Here is a 15,950-nt window from a genome sequence, read left to right as displayed (position 1 = left end):
AGGCTCAGTTCTGTTCTTCTGGTTCCACATAGCGCGGGAAAACCGGCTGCGGCGCTGGCAGTTCTGCACCACCGACAAGCGGATGCGCGCTCACATCAGAGAACTGACGCTGATCTGCCGGAATTGCCAGAGTATCGAGCAACTTTTCTGCCGACTGCGGAATAAAAGGCTGCACCATGATACCGACGCGACGGATCACTTCTGCCGTCACATAAAGCACAGTACCCATGCGTTCCAGATCGGTCTTGCGCAGTGCCCAAGGTTCTTGCCCTGCAAAGTAGCGGTTTGCTTCCGCAACAACCGCAAAAATGCCGCCGAGCGCGATGTGCAATGCCTGATCGCCGACCGCCTTACGCGCGGTTTCCAATGCTGCATCAGCCTGATCGAGAATGGCCTTGTCGGCATCAGAGAATGCACCCGGAACCGGAACTTTGCCTTCGCAGTTCTTTGCAATCATCGACAGCGAACGCTGTGCGAGGTTGCCAAGATCGTTAGCAAGATCGGCATTGGTGCGGTTGACGATTGCATCGTGGCTGTAGCTGCCATCCTGACCAAACGGCACTTCACGCATAAGGAAGTAACGCAGCTGGTCAAGACCGTAGCGCTCGACCAGTTCAAACGGATCGATGACATTGCCGAGCGACTTCGACATTTTTTCACCGCGATTGAACAGGAAGCCATGTGCAAATACGCGCTTTGGCAGCGGAACGCCCGCCGACATCAGGAATGCTGGCCAGTAGACCGCGTGGAAACGCGAAATATCCTTGCCGATGATATGCGCATCCGCCGGCCAGTAAGCCCACTTGTCGCTCGTCGTGTCCGGATAGCCGAGTGCAGTGATATAGTTGGTCAGCGCATCGACCCAGACATACATGACGTGCTTTTCATCGCCGGGAACAGGAATGCCCCAGTCGAATGTCGTGCGCGAAATCGACAGATCCTTCAGGCCAGACTTTACGAAGCTCACAATCTCATTGCGACGCTCGGCAGGCATGATGAAGCCGGGATTGTTTTCATAGAGTTCAAGTAGCTTGTCCTGATAATTGGACAGACGGAAGAAATAGCTTTCTTCTTCAACCCATTCAACAGGTGTGCCCTGTGGACCGTAGCGAACATTGTCGCCACGCACTTCAGTTTCTTCCTCGCCGTAATAGGCTTCATCGCGCACCGAATACCAGCCCGCATAACCGCCCTTATAAATATCGCCATTGGCCGACATTGCCTGCCAGATTGCCTGACTGGCCTTATAATGGCGCTCTTCCGAGGTGCGGATATAATCATCGTGCGAGCTGTTCAGAAACTCGCCCATGCGCTGGAAAGCAGCTGTGTTGCGATCTGCGAGTTCACGCGGCGTGATGCCTTCCTTGCGTGCGCTCTGCAACATCTTGATGCCGTGTTCGTCCGAGCCGGTCAGGAAGTGAACATCCTTGCCATCCAGACGCTGGAAACGCGCCATGGCATCAGTCGCAATTAATTCATAAGCATGACCGATATGCGGCTTGCCATTTGGGTAAGCGATTGCGGTGGTGATATAGAATTTTTCGCGGCTCATCAGAAATCCGGCTTCTTCAAGTGTGATGTTTAAAAAACGTTAGCGGTGACATAACGCAAGTGAAGCACCATGTCACGTAAGCGGAGGCATGCCAGATCGAAAAGCGCGATGCGTTTTTTCTAAAAGGATCATAACAGCCTGTTTCCGGTCGAGATTATAGGTCTCGGCGTTCGAAATTTCGCGCGTCAATTCACTCCAGTAGCGCGACCATTGATCGGCTTCCCGCAACCGGCCCGAATCTGCATAGCGTCGAGCCTCGTCCGCGATCCGGCTCATAAGATAATCGCGGAACAGTTCATATTGGACTTCGGCCTCCCGGCCGTTCAGGACGCCTGAGAGTGCTTGAGCCTTTGGAAGATCAAAAGTCTGTCCTTGCAAGATTGCATCGACAGTATCCGATATCTCCAGACCGCCATGGGCTACCAGAAGCAACGCCTTGCGAACACTGCCTTCGGAGCGTGCCAGAAGTGATTGAGTGATGTTATCCGCATCAAGCCCGACACTCGATCCAATATGTGCAAGCGCATCGGTCAGCGCATCATCTTCGAGCGGCTTAAACTGGATGCTCTGGCAGCGCGAACGGATGGTTGGCAGAAGCCGTCCCGACGAATGCGAAATAAGAATAAACATCGCGCGTGCCGGTGGCTCTTCCAGAGTTTTGAGAAGCGCATTGGCTGCGTTGCGGTTCATGTCGTCGGCTGGATCGACAATGACAATACGCCATGCGCCATCCGATGCGGTGCGGGTCAAGAAATGGGTGACGCGGCGAATTTCCTCGACAGGAATGCCGGTTTTGAACTTGCCGGTTTTCTGATCGAAAGGCCGGTTAATATGCAGCACGGCGGGATGCATACCACCCGCGATCTGTCGCCAGAGCGGCTTGCTGAAATCAGGCACGCCGATAGTTTCAGGGGCAAGCGCCTGATCTGCATGGCCCAGCATATGGCCTGCCAGATGAAAGGCCAATGTTGCCTTGCCGATACCCTGCTCTCCCTCAAAAAGCAGTGCATGATGCATACGGCCTTCACGATAGGCTTGCGCAAGGAAGGCTGCTATTTCGCCATGGCCAGCGAGATAATCGCTGGCAGAAGGCTCAGCCACACCTTCAATAGAATCATGCGCTTTTGGGACATCAAGCTCTTCGATCACAGAAGTCCCTTTTTCTTCAAAATCTCGTCTGCAATGCCAATAATATCTGCTGATATCACATCCTGAGATCGATCAGCATCGACCACCTTGCAGCGATCGGGCTCGTCTTTCGCGATTGCAAGAAACGCCTGACGACGCGCTTCATGCACGGCAATCGCTTCTTTCTCGAAACGATCGGCCACATCAGCGCCGCGACGCTTGACTGCGCGTGAAAGACCTTTTTCCGCAGGAATATCAAGAATGATTGTCAGGTCGGGCATTGCGCCGTCGATAGCAATACGCTCGATGGCTGCCATATAAGTAGCATCCAGATTTCCGGTCACGCCCTGATAGGCACGGCTTGAATCGATAAAACGGTCGCAAAGCACAACGCGACCCTCGGATAATGCGGGTCGGATTAGCTGATCCACGTGATCGGCACGAGCCGCAGCGAAGAGCAGTGCCTCCATGGCAGGACCGTAGCTTTCAGCATTGCCGCTTAGAATCACATGTCGCACAGCTTCAGCACCTGCGGAACCACCGGGTTCGCGCGTGATCAGCGGATCAAAGCCAAGAGTGCGCAGATGCTCTGCCAGCAAGGCGATCTGGGTCGATTTACCCGCGCCTTCCCCACCCTCGAATGTAATGAACAATCCGGTCACACTGACTTCCGCAAAATTGAGTTCATGCCTGTTTAGGCTTTCAAACTGTTTAACGGCGTTTGCGAGCTAGGTCGAGAGTTTACAAATATTTCCTCAGCCAGCCCGTGGAGAGTTCAAGTGCTGCCCCCATTGCTCGCTGTGAGAGACTGCCAACAGGCACCGCTTGCGCCGTGTAAAGCGGTATTTGCTGAACCACATTGCCGTTCAGTTCAAATTGCAGCATCCCGACTTGTGTATCGGCCTCGATAGGCGCGTTTAACGGCCCCACGTAGAAAATACGTGCTTTGAGCTTGTCGCGCCCTTCCTTGGGAAGCAGCAACTCGACACCATCTTTGACTTTCAGCGGGACGCCGGATGCTGATCCACCAAAGACCTGCGCAGCGCTGACCTTTTCATTAGCCGCATAAATACTGACAGTATCGAATGAAGTCATACCCCATTGAATGAGATTTTTCGCTTCTTCCTCACGCTCCCTGATACTGGTCAAACCGCTCATTGCAAGAAACAGTCTGCGACCATTCTGCTCAGCCGAGCCTACCAGAGCATAGCCAGACGCTTCGGTGTAGCCTGTTCCCAAACCATCAGCGCCAATGCCGAGCCGCAAAAGCGGGTTGCGATTGCGCTGCATGATATTGTTCCAGGTAAATGCCGGTTGGGCGTAATAGGTGTAACGTTCGGGATGAGCGCTGTGAATATGACGTGCGAGCTTTATGAGGTCGGATAGCGTTACCGTTTGTCCTGCCGCGGGCAATCCGGTTGAGTTCACAAAGTTTGAGCCGGTGAGTCCCAGCTCTTTTGCACGCTCGTTCATCTTTTGCGCAAAGGCCGCTTCACTGCCTGACAGCCCCTCTGCGAGAATGATTGCACCATCGTTGGCAGCCTGTACAATCATACCTTGCAACAAATCAGCTACTGTCAGAGTCGATTTTATCCGGGCAAACATCGTTGAAGTGCCTGAAGGCGCACCGCCGGTGCGCCACGCATATTCAGAAACGGGATAGCTGGTTTCGAGCGTTATCTGGCCTTTTGCGAGCTCTTCAAAGACAACTTCGGCTGCCATCAGTTTGGCAAGCGATGCGGGCGGCACCTTCATGTCCGGATTTTTTGACAGAAGAATGGTGCCACTCTTATCGTCCAGCAACAGTACTTGGGGTGCCTTGGTAGCGAATGCAGCCTGCACAGTCTCTGCATAGCCCGGCGCAGTCATTGAAAGCGCGACGGAAACTGCTGCTACAAGCTTTACGCTGTTTGAAAAACGCCCCATGCCTCACCCGTCCGCTTAGAGCGATTCCAGTTAAGACTGAATCGTTGGAACCGCTCTATCTATTTGTTTTTAAGCATTTTCCTATGCAAAACCGCTTCACGCTTTTGGCTCAAATGCTTTAAACTTCCGACGAGCCTACGCAGCTTTTCCGGCCAAAATTAGTCAGGGCGAACGACAAAAGCGTCGGTCGCACCAGCATTCCATGCGGCACGAAGCAAATCGTCATTGTTGCCTTTTTCAGCAAAAGCCGTCAGCTCGTAAATATCGCCCTGCTCTGTCGGTATTTTTGTGCGAGTCACACGCGCAGAGCGCGGCAGAGATTTTTCAAGCTTCGCCACATCTTCCAGCGAATTGAACACACCGATCTCGACATATTCACGCTGTTCTTCCGCATTTCTGCGCTTCCATGCGTTCGAAACCGCGCTTGCAGTCAGGATGCTGCCATAAGTGCGTTCTTCTGCAAAGGCGGACACTGCCAAGCGGTCGGACGCATAACCAAGCCCGCCAATATGAGCCGCAGTGGCGACACCGAAGCTGCCCGCTGGTCGCTGTGAAGGAACCGGAACATTTGCAGGCAGCAAAGGTATCTCGCCATCAACATAAGCCGGATTGACCTCAAACGGCGATGACTGTGGAACCGGCATTGCCGCAATCCCGGCTGGTGTCGGCGTTGGCGCGTTCATAGCCATCATCACACCCGTGGCTGGCTGCCCAATTGGATCACCATTGCCCGGACGGTAGGATGCCATAAGATACTCGTCGTCCTGGCCATCAAGTGGCGCGCGTCCGACATATTCGACCTTCACATCAGCAGTGCCATGATGCTGATAATCCAGCAACTCAGCAGCCTTTTGCGATAGATCGATAACGCGATCACGCTCGAATGGCCCGCGATCATTCACACGAACGATAATGGAACTGCCATTGTACGTGTTGGTGACACGCGCGTAACTCGGCAGCGGCATCGTTGGATGCGCCGCCGTCAGATGCGTCATGTCATAGATTTCGCCATTGGCGGTCAGACGCCCATGGAAAGCGCTGCCATACCAGGAGGCGCGCCCCGTTGAGGCGTAATTCTTGTTTTCCTTCGGGTAATACCAGCGGCCTTTGACCTGATAAGGCTTTCCGACCTGATTACGTCCACCACCACGCGGCAGAGGTTTGCCTTGAAGGTTGGTTACGCGCGGGCTGGCTTTGACGCCATATTTGGATTCCGCGAAATATTCTTTGGGGTGCTTTTTCTTCGATTTCGGCTGCGGAGCGCTTGCACAACCCGCCAAAGCCACGGCCAGCGCCATAAATGTCAACATCGCAGTCGATCCGCGCTTTTCACGCATCATCGATAGCTCTGCACTTTTAGCACGGTTTCGCCACCCGTTTGAACTCATACGCCACACGCCCGCAATACACTAACTATGACCGTAAGGCCGATCGTATCTTTTAGAAATAAGTGATGTCACTGAATTATTGACGGATCATTAAAGTTTTTGCGAATCCCCTGAAATGAGTCGAGCCGAAGCCGTTGCAAACATAATCACTATGGGAACCAATTTTCTGCCAGATCGTTGAAATTACAACATGAAGGAGAGACAATATGTTCCGTGCACTAATTCTTTGGCTTCTCGGCGTACCATTCATCGTTGTTCTGTTTATCTGGTACTTTTTCTTCTGATGATGGAACGATTAGACGTCTCAGCCGTTTCATCTACGGCTCTTATGACCTCCGAGCCAGTCACCTAACGTCATGAATTAGGCCCGCTCTTTATCGAGCGGGCCATTTTTTATGTTTTAATCAGAATGAGGATGGCCTGTAAGCATTGACCACTTCGCGATGCAGGCGAAAGTGGGCTGGCGTCCAGGTTGATAGCTCACCGTCAGTGTTCACCGGCCTCGGTTTTTTGGTGCGAATGATAACTTCTGTTGTCGGAAATGCGCGCACATCATCCCATTTCGACTGCGTCCCTTGACGCAGGCTGGGCAGCAGGCGCAACAATTTCCACCAATGATCGACTTCGAGGCTGTAAAAGTCGAGCTTGCCATCATCTATGGCTGCATCTTTTTCGACAGCCATGCCTCCGCCGTAAAACTTGCCATTTCCGACCGAAACTTGAAGCGTCTTTATCTGTTCCGTAATCCCGTCATGTTCGAGATAGGCTGTGAACAACTCCGAACGCATCAGAATACGGCCCGCCGCAATGGCGTAACCTAGTTTACCCCACTTCTTCTTGGCTTCTGCGCTGAGTTTCTGTGCGAGTTCCGCACTAAAACCGATACTGGCCACATTGAAATAGAGGTGGCCGTTCACTTCACCTAGATCGATGGGATGCTGTTTATATGTGAGCAGCTGCCGCGTCGCTTCTGTAGGATCGGCGGGAATGCCAATTGTACGAGCAAAGTCATTCGCGGTGCCAAGCGGCAGGATAGCCAGCGGCACCTTCGTTTCAACGAGGCCCGGTGCGGCTGCATTCAATGTACCGTCGCCGCCCCCGACAATAGCTAAATCCACTTCTCTATTGGCGCGAATAACATCAGAAATGGTTTCATCGCCCTTCGCCGTCTTCTCAATAAGAGAGATGCCACCGCGCTCGAGTATGCCGCGCATGTCGGCATTAAACCCTTTGCCGTTGCGGGCTTTTGGATTGACGATCAGCAATGCTCGGCGCTTGGAAGATGTGGCCATAGGTACCTGTTGGACATTCCGATTTGAAATATTGAGTACCGCAAATGGCGACAGATTTACGGATATCAATGGGAACGGCAATGAAATCTTCTTACGTCCATTAATGATTGGACCGGATGACAATAAAATTGCGGTGAGCATGCTGATACTTTTAACAACACTGGCGCGCTACCGTGTCTCTTGCTAGGATGGATCAATACCGGGCGGGTATGATGTAATGGTAGCCTGCTAGCTTCCCAAGCTGAATGCGCGGGTTCGATTCCCGCTACCCGCTCCATTTATATTCAGGCTGTTACGGACGGAAAACACTATGGCGCGACTGAAATTGGCTCTCAGCACCCTCTCCCTGCTTCTCGTCACGACCAGTTCACAAGCAGCACTTGCCCCAAACTATCAACGCGCGAAAGAACTTACCGCTGTCATTGAAGCGGCTGCAACCGCGCTTCCGCAACATCCGATAAGCAAAGTGATCTATCAAAAAGAGGACCAGTATCAGATCATTGCCGGGCCGTGTTCTCTCAGAGCTACTATTGTCTCCAAGCCCATGAAAAATGGAGTGGTCGGGCCGCGTCAGTTTGAGGTGAAACTCGGGCAATCGCGCTGTCGCTAGTGGATTGAATTTGACGCTTGAATCCCGACTGACATAAATGCTGTTTCAAACGTCAAATTTGAAAAATCGACTAGATAGGTTTGCGTAGAATATAAATTAGCAACTGCTTGCATTTTTCCGCATTTCTGGCTTCATGAGTTTGTTGAATTTAAAACTCATATTTGGAGAAACTGATGGCAGAACCAAGCTCGCTCAATAAATATCAACCCTATGCCATTGGCATCCTGCGTATTGTGACCGCACTGCTCTATTTTGAGCACGGTACGCAAAAGGCGTTCGGCTTTCCAATCGCTGGCCCCGACAGCCTGTCTGCGATTCAGCTCGCATCGGCCTTGCTTGAAATCGTCGGTGGCGCGTTGATTTTCCTGGGCTGGTTCACTCGTCCCGTCGCCTTCATTCTTTCTGGCCATATGGCCTTTGCCTATTTCATGGCACACTTCCCGAAGAGCTTCTTCCCTGTCGCCAATGGTGGCGATGCCGCCATTCTCTTCTGCTTCGTATTCCTGACACTCGTAGCGACCGGCGCAGGCGCATTTTCGGTCGATAATCGTAACCGTTGATCGAAATCATTCACTCAAACCGGTCAATCTGACAGGTTCAGATCACATACAGTTTTCTTGTATGTGATCTGAACAATGCGGATGATCAGAAAATGAAAATACTCTTGATCGCCCTGGCCATATTGGCCTTCCTCGTGTTTGGCTGCTTTTTGCAGACACACTTTGGCTCGTGGCAATAAGAGAGCCAGCGTAGCGCGACCTTGATTAGCAGTTTTGTAGCCTTACCTAGAGGGTTGTAACAATCAAAGGGAGTTCTTCATGCGCACTATGCTCGCAGCCATTATTCTTACGGCAACCTCCGCTGGCGCTTTCGCCGCCGCTCCTGAGGGTGCAAAGCTCTCTGAAATTATTGCCAAGATCGAACAGACTGCCGATGTGCAATATATCGATGAAGTCGATTGGAATGATCGCGGCTACTATGAAATCGAATATTTCATGAAAAATGGTGCGAAGGTCGAAATCAAAATCGATCCCAAGACCGGCGAATCCATCAAGTAACAGCGAATCTCATTTGAGCGGCACACACTTTAGGGTGCCGCTTTCGTCTAAAATCCCGCCCGGATGGACATTTACCCCCCTTCAGAGGGAGCGGATTTCAGACGTTTTCCACAAATGCGGGTCTAAATTAGAATTATCCGAATTTTTTTATGGTCTTACGCATAGAAACGATTGACGCTGCTCCACTTCCCGAATACATGAGCAGCGTTCCTGATTGAAAAACATCAGAACAATGCGCGGGTGTAGCTCAGTTGGTTAGAGTGCCGGCCTGTCACGCCGGAGGTCGCGGGTTCGAGCCCCGTCACTCGCGCCATTCTTCTCTAGAGGGAAGAGTGTTTGGAAACGAAGTTTCGTTTATTATCAATCATATATTTTAGTTAGATAATGTAAACGCGGAGCTTTCGCTTCGCGCGTTCCTCTTGGCTTATGTCCAAAAAAATGGCGGACCATTCGACCCGCCAATGTATTAAATACTGAATTATTCCTGCGTAATGTTCAGCATAGGGATGGAGCCGTTTGGCAGCATGGTCGTTGGCAACTGACCATTCCACCGCTCAGCCTGTGTGAGAGAGACCAGACCTGGATTGTCCCGCAATGCATCACCGCGCGCCTTAATGGCCTGCGCCTCTGCATCACCCTTCAAGCGAATGGCTTCTGCGTCAGCCTGTGCTTGCAAACGCACGGAATCCGCCTGCGCCTGAGCATCAGCACGCCGCGCATCTGCCTGCGCATTGGCCTGTGTAACGGTAATTTCTGCCTGTACTTTTTCGCGTTCAGCATTCTGGCGAAGTCGCTGAACCTCCACTTCGGCCAGCATACGCTGCTCGATGCTTGCTTCATATGAGTCAGAAAAATCAATATTTTCGATCTGCACGCTGTCGATAATGACTGGACCACTCACGCTTTTCTGGATTGCGTCGGCGATCTCTTGATTGAGCCGACTGCGCTCCTGAATAGCTGTCACGGCAGCAAAGCGCCCAAAAACTGTTTTACTTTCTTCAAACACGCGACGCTCGACCAGACGAGACAGGAGCCCGTCTTCACCGCCATAAGTGGCATAGACTTCTTCCACACGATCTGGCGGAATGCGGTAGTTTACCGAAAGGTTCATCGTCGCGGGCTGCTGATCCCGGCTATAGGCTTCCATGCCGTTATAAATTGCGGCCTTGGACTGCACCGAAACCCGAATTACAGAGTCGATCAAAGGAATCTTGAAGCCAAGTCCTGGCTGGGCGACACCAGCAACCGCTCCATAACGGAGAATAACACCGCGCTCACCTTCGTCGATAGTATACCAGGATCCCAGAATGACGCTCAAAATAGCTAAGCCAATAAAACCGGCAATAGCTGTTGGAATATGACGCATATCATCTCCTCATACGCTCAATTAATAGATGCTCAATAAGCGTAAAAGTCAGATATTAAAAACGAAACAAAGCTGAATAGACGAGTATCGACAATTATTTTGAAATTTTTAGATTTACTCTAATTCTCATGGACAATGACATAGCTGAATAACCACCACCTACCCTCAGAAGGCACCCCGATAGATTATCGCGAGAATATTATTAAAACTGCACATACTATGTGAATTACGGCGTATTTCCCTTTTATATTCAGACCACTATACGGGATTGTCTAATATAACTTTGAATAGTCACGAGGAACGAACAATGAAAGCATACCTTCTTGCAATCGCTGTTGTAATGGCCGCTGCTTCACCTTCGCTCGCTTGCACCGCTGAAGAAGTAAGTGCAAAGGCAACAGAGTTTTCTACGAAGATGCAGGAACTTGCAGCCAAGGACCCACAGAAGGCATCCGAAGTTGCACAGAAGCTTTCTGGTGCGCAGTCGCAGCTCACGACTGATCCTGAGAGCGCCTGCAAGGTCTATGACGATATTCTTGCTGACCTGAAGTAATTCTCTGAATGGCGGCGTTCGCATTTGAGCGCCGCCACCAAATATGCATTCTATCAATGAATTAGAAGGTCAGCTGCACATCGAGCGCCTTCTCGCACTCGGTAAGATCAGCACCCAATTTGGTCAGAGCGGTGTCGTATTCCGGCTCCTGAGTGCTGTCGCTTTTGATATAGCCAGCGATGATTTTCACGATATTCTGAAGCGAACTGGCAGCCGTATCGCACATCTTATACGTCTCATATGCCGCTGCATCGGAGCTATTTTTAGCGATTTCCTGCCATTCGGACTGCGCTTTGGCGACAGGTACCTGCACCTTCTCTTCCATCGCAATGCCGAGCGCTTTCGAGCGCCCATCGGAATTCTCACCCAGTTCAATATAGGTGAACAGCCCTTCAACTACAGATTTCCTGAGTTGAAGCGAATCCGTCTTTGCATCCGCAAGTGCCGGAGAAACCATCAAAATAGCAATTGCACTGGCTATGACTGCTTTGCCGAAAGAACGCACTTTTAGCTCCAGTAAAAAATTTGCGCCTTCTTTAAGCACATTGGGACCAAGGCGGAAACCCGTTTTGCGGATACCGCCATTGCCTGACTGTCAGCGATTGAATGCCAGCTTCAAGTGCAGCTGGCATTCGTTGTCAGCTATTAGCTAAGCTTCCTCGCGCGAGACAGGCCAAAGAGCCCGGAAACCAGAAGGGCTATGCCCACGCCCATAAGCCCATAACCCAAAGCGCCTGAACCAACTTCAGACTGATTGGCTGAAGCTATTGCTGCTGCCGCATCGAATGCACCTGATCCGTTTGCCTGTGCATCCATCATGGCAACAACTCCCGGCTCAGCGCATGTCGGAATGAGTGTTTTTTGGGCCTCGGCACTGTCCTTATATATATTTTTGACGTTCTGCTCACAGCGCAACTGATCAGCCGAAGAAACACCCGATGCACTAAACTGAAGATAAAAGCCACCGATTAAGAATACTACTCCTGCGGCAACCATAATAGTTGGAGCTTTAATTGCACTTTTCTGAGCCATATCGCCTTTTCCTATATAATCTTGGCGTAATAGATCGTGAGTCTTGTTACGAGACAAGGCGACAGTTCTCGTATTTAACGACTAACGACGCTGGAATCTGAAATTACAGTGATGAACTGCTGAAACCGGCGCGATTCTTCACGCCTCGCACGCTTAATGCGGCATCTGCCTTAAACTTCCAGGTTCATTCAAACCCCAGGCCTATGCTATTTTCAATATTAAGTTATTGATTTTATGGCGCACCCGACAGGATTCGAACCTGTGACCTCTGCCTTCGGAGGGCAGCACTCTATCCAGCTGAGCTACGGGTGCATTGCCGGGAGGCTTAAGCCTCGATCCAGCCGTTTCTAGCTGAACCACGTCATTGCTTCAATGGTCTATTTGGCAAAATAACCATGAAAATCCGCGTGTTCTGTTTGTGTGCCTCCATCGCGGGATTATTGGTCCTCCCCAAACCTAACGCGGGAAGGAAACCATATCGCCATAAAGCTCATGGAGCTTGGCCTTCACCGCAGGTGAGTTTTGATAAATCTCAATAAACTGTCTCAGACGAGGATCATCACGCAGTTCAGGTCGTGTCACGAATTGAAACGCATAGATCGGCTCATTTTCGAAAATCAGCCCTGATGATGCTTCCAATCCAGCGAGTTTGGCAAATGTTGGATAAGTTGCAGCAGCATCCACATCATCCAACGATCGCGCAATCTGCGGACCGTCAAGCAGCACGATCTTAAGCGGTTTCTTCCAGGTCAATACATCCTCAAGGCTGGCGCGTTGATCTGTACCGGGCTTGAGTTCCAGAAAGCCCGCCTGTTGCAAAAGAAGCAAAGAGCGCGCCGTGTTAATCACATCTCCTGAGAAGACGATCTGGGCATTATCGGGGAGATCCTCGAGCTTTGAGTATTTTTTGGAATATAGCCCGAAAGGTGTGCTGAACGCCGGTGCAACTGGGACAAGCCCATTGCCTGTGTTCGAGTTTGTGTAGTTCAAATAGGGAATATGCTGAAAGAGATTGGCATCGACCGTCTTGTCCGCTACGGCGGTATTGGGTGTGTTCCAGTCGCTGAACTCCACCAGCTCCACGTTTAATCCCTGCTCTTTTGCTTCAGCGGCAGCTATTTCAGCAGCCTGATTGGATATGCTCGTGGCAAGCGCAATCCGCAACGTGCCCTTCTCTTCAGCATGAAGACCAGCAGGCAACGATAGTCCGAAGAGTATTGCTGCGGAAAGAAGCAAAAAACGGCGACGGTGCAGCTTGCCGGAAATGTTTGGAATAGTAGATTTTGGAAGGACGGTCATGTCAGGCCTAAAGTTGATATTCTTCGTCCAGTATATAGATTAACGTGAACATTAAGAAGCAAAATCGATAGCTTGATCGCAATTCAGAGGACACTTGATCACGATCAATGAGGACAGCGTTAGTTGTCTCTAATTGTCTTATTAACGTCATTGGGCGGTGACAGTTTCACGATTTACAGCCGTTTATGACTGCATAAATACCTCCCCCGCTTAACAGCAGAAAAGGATACATCATGTCAAACACAGCTAAGGTTGCATTGGTAACAGGTGCAGCACAGGGTATTGGACGCGGCATCGCTCTCCGTCTCGCCAAGGATGGCTTTGATATTGCACTGGTCGACCTGAAAGCAGACAAGCTCGAAGCCGTTAAAAAAGAAGTTGAAGCGCTTGGGCGCAAGGCATCCACCTTCTCCGCCGATGTCAGCAAACGCGATGATGTTTATGCTGCAATCGACCATACCGAGAAGGAACTGGGTGGATTTGATGTCATCGTCAACAATGCCGGTATCGCACAGGTTCAGCCGATTTCCGATGTTAAGCCGGAAGAAGTTGACCGTATCCTGAAAATCAATATCGAAGGCGTTCTGTGGGGCATTCAGGCAGCGGCAGCCAAATTCAAAGCGCGCGGACATAAGGGCAAGATCATTAATGCCTCATCGATTGCGGGCCATGATGGATTTGCGATGCTGGGTGTTTATTCGGCTACCAAGTTTGCCGTTCGCGCGCTCACACAGGCCGCTGCGAAGGAATATGCAAGCTCTGGCATCACGGTGAATGCTTATTGCCCTGGCATCGTCGGGACAGACATGTGGGTCGAAATCGATGAACGTTTCTCGGAGTTGACCGGCGCGCCAAAGGGCGAAACCTATAAGAAATATGTCGAAGGCATCGCGCTTGGCCGTGCTCAGACGCCAGAAGATGTTGCCTCGCTGGTATCATTCCTCTCGAGCCCAGATTCAGACTACATCACCGGACAGGCGATCCTTACCGATGGTGGTATTGTTTACCGCTAAACATGGGGCAAAAAAGGCGGGAATTTCCCGCCTTTTCCTTATCCCACATGCAGACCCGGTGCTTCCTGGCCGGTGCTCTCAACATATTCGGTGTAGCCGCCGCCATATTGCTGAATGCCATCTGGCGTAAGTTCCAGTACACGATTGGACAGTGCCGCAAGAAAACGACGATCATGCGATACGAAAAGCATCGTACCTTCATAGGATGAAAGTGCCTTGATAAGCATTTCCTTAGTATCTAGATCCAGATGGTTCGTCGGCTCATCAAGCACGAGGAAGTTCGGTGGATCAAACAGCATTGCCGCCATAACCAGCCGGGCTTTCTCGCCGCCGGAAAGCACGCGACACTTCTTTTCGATATCATCGCCTGAGAAACCAAAACAGCCAGCCAATGCACGAAGCGGTGCCTGCCCTGCTTTTGGAAAACGCTGTTCCAGCCATTCAAGAATGGTGCTGTCGCCATCCAGAATATCCATCGCGTGCTGCGCGAAATAGCCAAGCTTCACGCTGGCACCGAGGTTTACGATGCCCTGATCTGGCTCGGTCGCTCCTGTGACGAGCTTAAGCAGCGTCGATTTTCCTGCGCCATTTACACCCATGATGCACCAGCGTTCACGACGGCGGACCATAAAGTCCAGACCATCATAGATCGAGCGGCTTCCATAGGCCTTGTTGACGCCCTTGAGGCTGACCACATCTTCTCCTGAACGCGGCGCCGGAGCAAAATCAAAGGCAACGGTCTGACGGCGACGTGGCGGCTCAACCCGGTCGATTTTCTCAAGCTTCTTTACACGGCTCTGCACCTGTGAGGCATGGGACGCGCGTGCCTTGAACCGTTCAATGAATTTTATTTCCTTGGCCAGCATTGCCTGTTGGCGCTCAAATTGGGCCTGCTGCTGCTTTTCATTAAGCGCCCGCTGACCTTCATAGAAACCATAATCGCCGTTGTAGGAATTGAGCGAGCCACCATCAATTTCGATGATCTTGGTGACAATACGGTTCATGAACTCGCGGTCATGCGAGGTCATGAGCAGAGCACCGTCATAATTCTTGAGAAATGCTTCAAGCCAGATAAGGCTTTCGAGATCGAGATGGTTGCTCGGTTCATCGAGAAGCATAACATCGGGACGCATCAGAAGAATACGGGCGAGAGCCACACGCATCTTCCAGCCGCCGGACAATTTACCGACGTCGCCGTCCATCATTTCCTGACTAAAACTCAGACCTGCAAGCACTTCGCGGGCACGACCATCCAGTCCGTAGCCATCGAGCTCTTCATAGCGCGCCTGAACTTCGCCATAGCGCTCAATAATTGCATCCATCTCGTCGAGACGATCAGGATCGCACATCGCGGCTTCCAGTTCACGCAACTCTGCGGCCACAACACTGACAGGGCCTGCCCCATCCATCACTTCCGCAACAGCCGAGCGCCCACCCATTTCACCAACATTCTGGTTGAAATAGCCGATCGTTACGCCTTTCTCGACTGTGACCTGACCTTCATCAGGCAACTCTTCGCCGGTAATCATACGGAAAAGCGTTGTCTTGCCAGCGCCATTCGGTCCGACAAGGCCAATTTTCTCACCACGGTTCAATGCGGCGGAAGTTTCGATAAAGAGAATACGGTGGCTGTTGGACTTGCTGATATTGTCGATGCGGATCATGTGCGTGGGAGGCCTTGTGATAACTTGGCCTCCCTATCGCATGGCTTGCCCGCGCTGTCACGTGGCGCA

At 51.3% G+C, this 15,950-nt stretch carries 16 protein-coding genes and 3 tRNA genes; 7 read left to right on the top strand and 12 right to left on the bottom strand.

The window, feature by feature from the left end; translation table 11 throughout:
- Nucleotides 1–4: 4 nt before the first annotated feature.
- The 6 genes from metG to C9380_RS06000 all read right to left on the bottom strand — a co-directional run bounded on the left by metG (nucleotide 5) and on the right by C9380_RS06000 (nucleotide 7,286).
- Nucleotides 5–1,552 (bottom strand): methionine--tRNA ligase, encoded by a 1,548-nt coding sequence (gene metG, locus C9380_RS06025; protein WP_128093204.1) that lies wholly within the window; start codon nucleotides 1,550–1,552, stop codon nucleotides 5–7.
- 72 nt (nucleotides 1,553–1,624) lie between these two features.
- On the bottom strand, nucleotides 1,625–2,701 hold the full coding sequence (locus C9380_RS06020; RefSeq protein WP_128093203.1) for a DNA polymerase III subunit delta': 1,077 nt from the start codon (nucleotides 2,699–2,701) through the stop codon (nucleotides 1,625–1,627).
- Nucleotides 2,698–3,342: a dTMP kinase gene (gene tmk, locus C9380_RS06015; RefSeq protein ID WP_128093202.1), complete on the bottom strand. Its 645-nt coding sequence runs from the start codon at nucleotides 3,340–3,342 to the stop codon at nucleotides 2,698–2,700. The genes C9380_RS06020 and tmk overlap by 4 nt, the downstream gene beginning before the upstream one ends.
- 79 nt (nucleotides 3,343–3,421) lie before the next feature.
- Nucleotides 3,422–4,549, bottom strand: a complete 1,128-nt coding sequence (locus C9380_RS06010; RefSeq protein ID WP_247877561.1) for a D-alanyl-D-alanine carboxypeptidase family protein — start codon at nucleotides 4,547–4,549, stop codon at nucleotides 3,422–3,424.
- Nucleotides 4,550–4,764: 215 nt separating this feature from the next.
- Entirely contained in the window at nucleotides 4,765–5,946 is a 1,182-nt protein-coding gene (locus tag C9380_RS06005) for a septal ring lytic transglycosylase RlpA family protein (RefSeq protein WP_210249741.1), read from the bottom strand.
- Nucleotides 5,947–6,398: 452 nt separating this feature from the next.
- Nucleotides 6,399–7,286, bottom strand: a complete 888-nt coding sequence (locus C9380_RS06000; protein WP_100559044.1) for a lipid kinase — start codon at nucleotides 7,284–7,286, stop codon at nucleotides 6,399–6,401.
- Nucleotides 7,287–7,489: 203 nt separating this feature from the next.
- Here C9380_RS06000 and C9380_RS05995 point away from each other — a divergent pair.
- The 5 genes from C9380_RS05995 to C9380_RS05975 all read left to right on the top strand — a co-directional run bounded on the left by C9380_RS05995 (nucleotide 7,490) and on the right by C9380_RS05975 (nucleotide 9,267).
- Nucleotides 7,490–7,563: transfer RNA gene (locus C9380_RS05995), tRNA-Gly, on the top strand.
- A gap of 33 nt (nucleotides 7,564–7,596) precedes the next feature.
- On the top strand, nucleotides 7,597–7,896 hold the full coding sequence (locus C9380_RS05990) for a hypothetical protein (protein ID WP_128093199.1): 300 nt from the start codon (nucleotides 7,597–7,599) through the stop codon (nucleotides 7,894–7,896).
- A 173-nt stretch (nucleotides 7,897–8,069) separates the two neighbouring features.
- On the top strand, nucleotides 8,070–8,456 hold the full coding sequence (locus C9380_RS05985) for a DoxX family protein (RefSeq protein ID WP_024898745.1): 387 nt from the start codon (nucleotides 8,070–8,072) through the stop codon (nucleotides 8,454–8,456).
- A 258-nt stretch (nucleotides 8,457–8,714) separates the two neighbouring features.
- Nucleotides 8,715–8,954 (top strand): PepSY domain-containing protein, encoded by a 240-nt coding sequence (locus C9380_RS05980; protein ID WP_024898746.1) that lies wholly within the window; start codon nucleotides 8,715–8,717, stop codon nucleotides 8,952–8,954.
- Between the two features lie 236 nt (nucleotides 8,955–9,190).
- Nucleotides 9,191–9,267, top strand: a tRNA-Asp gene (locus tag C9380_RS05975).
- A gap of 165 nt (nucleotides 9,268–9,432) precedes the next feature.
- Here C9380_RS05975 and C9380_RS05970 read toward each other — a convergent pair.
- Entirely contained in the window at nucleotides 9,433–10,320 is an 888-nt protein-coding gene (locus C9380_RS05970) for a prohibitin family protein (RefSeq protein WP_024898747.1), read from the bottom strand.
- 307 nt (nucleotides 10,321–10,627) lie between these two features.
- On the opposite strand from C9380_RS05970, the gene C9380_RS05965 reads away from it, so the two are divergent.
- Entirely contained in the window at nucleotides 10,628–10,873 is a 246-nt protein-coding gene (locus tag C9380_RS05965) for a hypothetical protein (protein ID WP_024898748.1), read from the top strand.
- A 61-nt stretch (nucleotides 10,874–10,934) separates the two neighbouring features.
- On the opposite strand, the gene C9380_RS05960 is transcribed toward C9380_RS05965, so the two are convergent.
- The 4 genes from C9380_RS05960 to C9380_RS05945 form a co-directional block, all read right to left on the bottom strand.
- Nucleotides 10,935–11,378 carry a hypothetical protein gene (locus tag C9380_RS05960; RefSeq protein ID WP_024898749.1) on the bottom strand — a complete coding sequence of 148 codons (444 nt, stop codon included), beginning with the start codon at nucleotides 11,376–11,378 and terminating at the stop codon, nucleotides 10,935–10,937.
- A gap of 140 nt (nucleotides 11,379–11,518) precedes the next feature.
- Nucleotides 11,519–11,962, bottom strand: a complete 444-nt coding sequence (locus tag C9380_RS05955; protein WP_247877549.1) for a hypothetical protein — start codon at nucleotides 11,960–11,962, stop codon at nucleotides 11,519–11,521.
- A gap of 178 nt (nucleotides 11,963–12,140) precedes the next feature.
- Nucleotides 12,141–12,217 (bottom strand) — tRNA-Arg (locus tag C9380_RS05950).
- A gap of 144 nt (nucleotides 12,218–12,361) precedes the next feature.
- Nucleotides 12,362–13,204: a MetQ/NlpA family ABC transporter substrate-binding protein gene (locus C9380_RS05945; protein WP_128093198.1), complete on the bottom strand. Its 843-nt coding sequence runs from the start codon at nucleotides 13,202–13,204 to the stop codon at nucleotides 12,362–12,364.
- A gap of 233 nt (nucleotides 13,205–13,437) precedes the next feature.
- Here C9380_RS05945 and C9380_RS05940 point away from each other — a divergent pair, with 233 nt between their 5' ends.
- Nucleotides 13,438–14,217, top strand: a complete 780-nt coding sequence (locus C9380_RS05940) for an acetoin reductase (RefSeq protein WP_100559050.1) — start codon at nucleotides 13,438–13,440, stop codon at nucleotides 14,215–14,217.
- Nucleotides 14,218–14,255: 38 nt separating this feature from the next.
- On the opposite strand, the gene C9380_RS05935 is transcribed toward C9380_RS05940, so the two are convergent.
- Nucleotides 14,256–15,881, bottom strand: coding sequence for an ABC-F family ATP-binding cassette domain-containing protein (locus tag C9380_RS05935; RefSeq protein WP_024898857.1), 1,626 nt, complete (start codon nucleotides 15,879–15,881; stop codon nucleotides 14,256–14,258).
- Between the last annotated feature and the right edge of the window lie 69 nt (nucleotides 15,882–15,950).

This window comes from Brucella pituitosa, from assembly GCF_003049685.1.
Lineage (GTDB): Bacteria > Pseudomonadota > Alphaproteobacteria > Rhizobiales > Rhizobiaceae > Brucella > Brucella pituitosa.
This window is presented reverse-complemented; position numbering and strand designations above follow the sequence as displayed.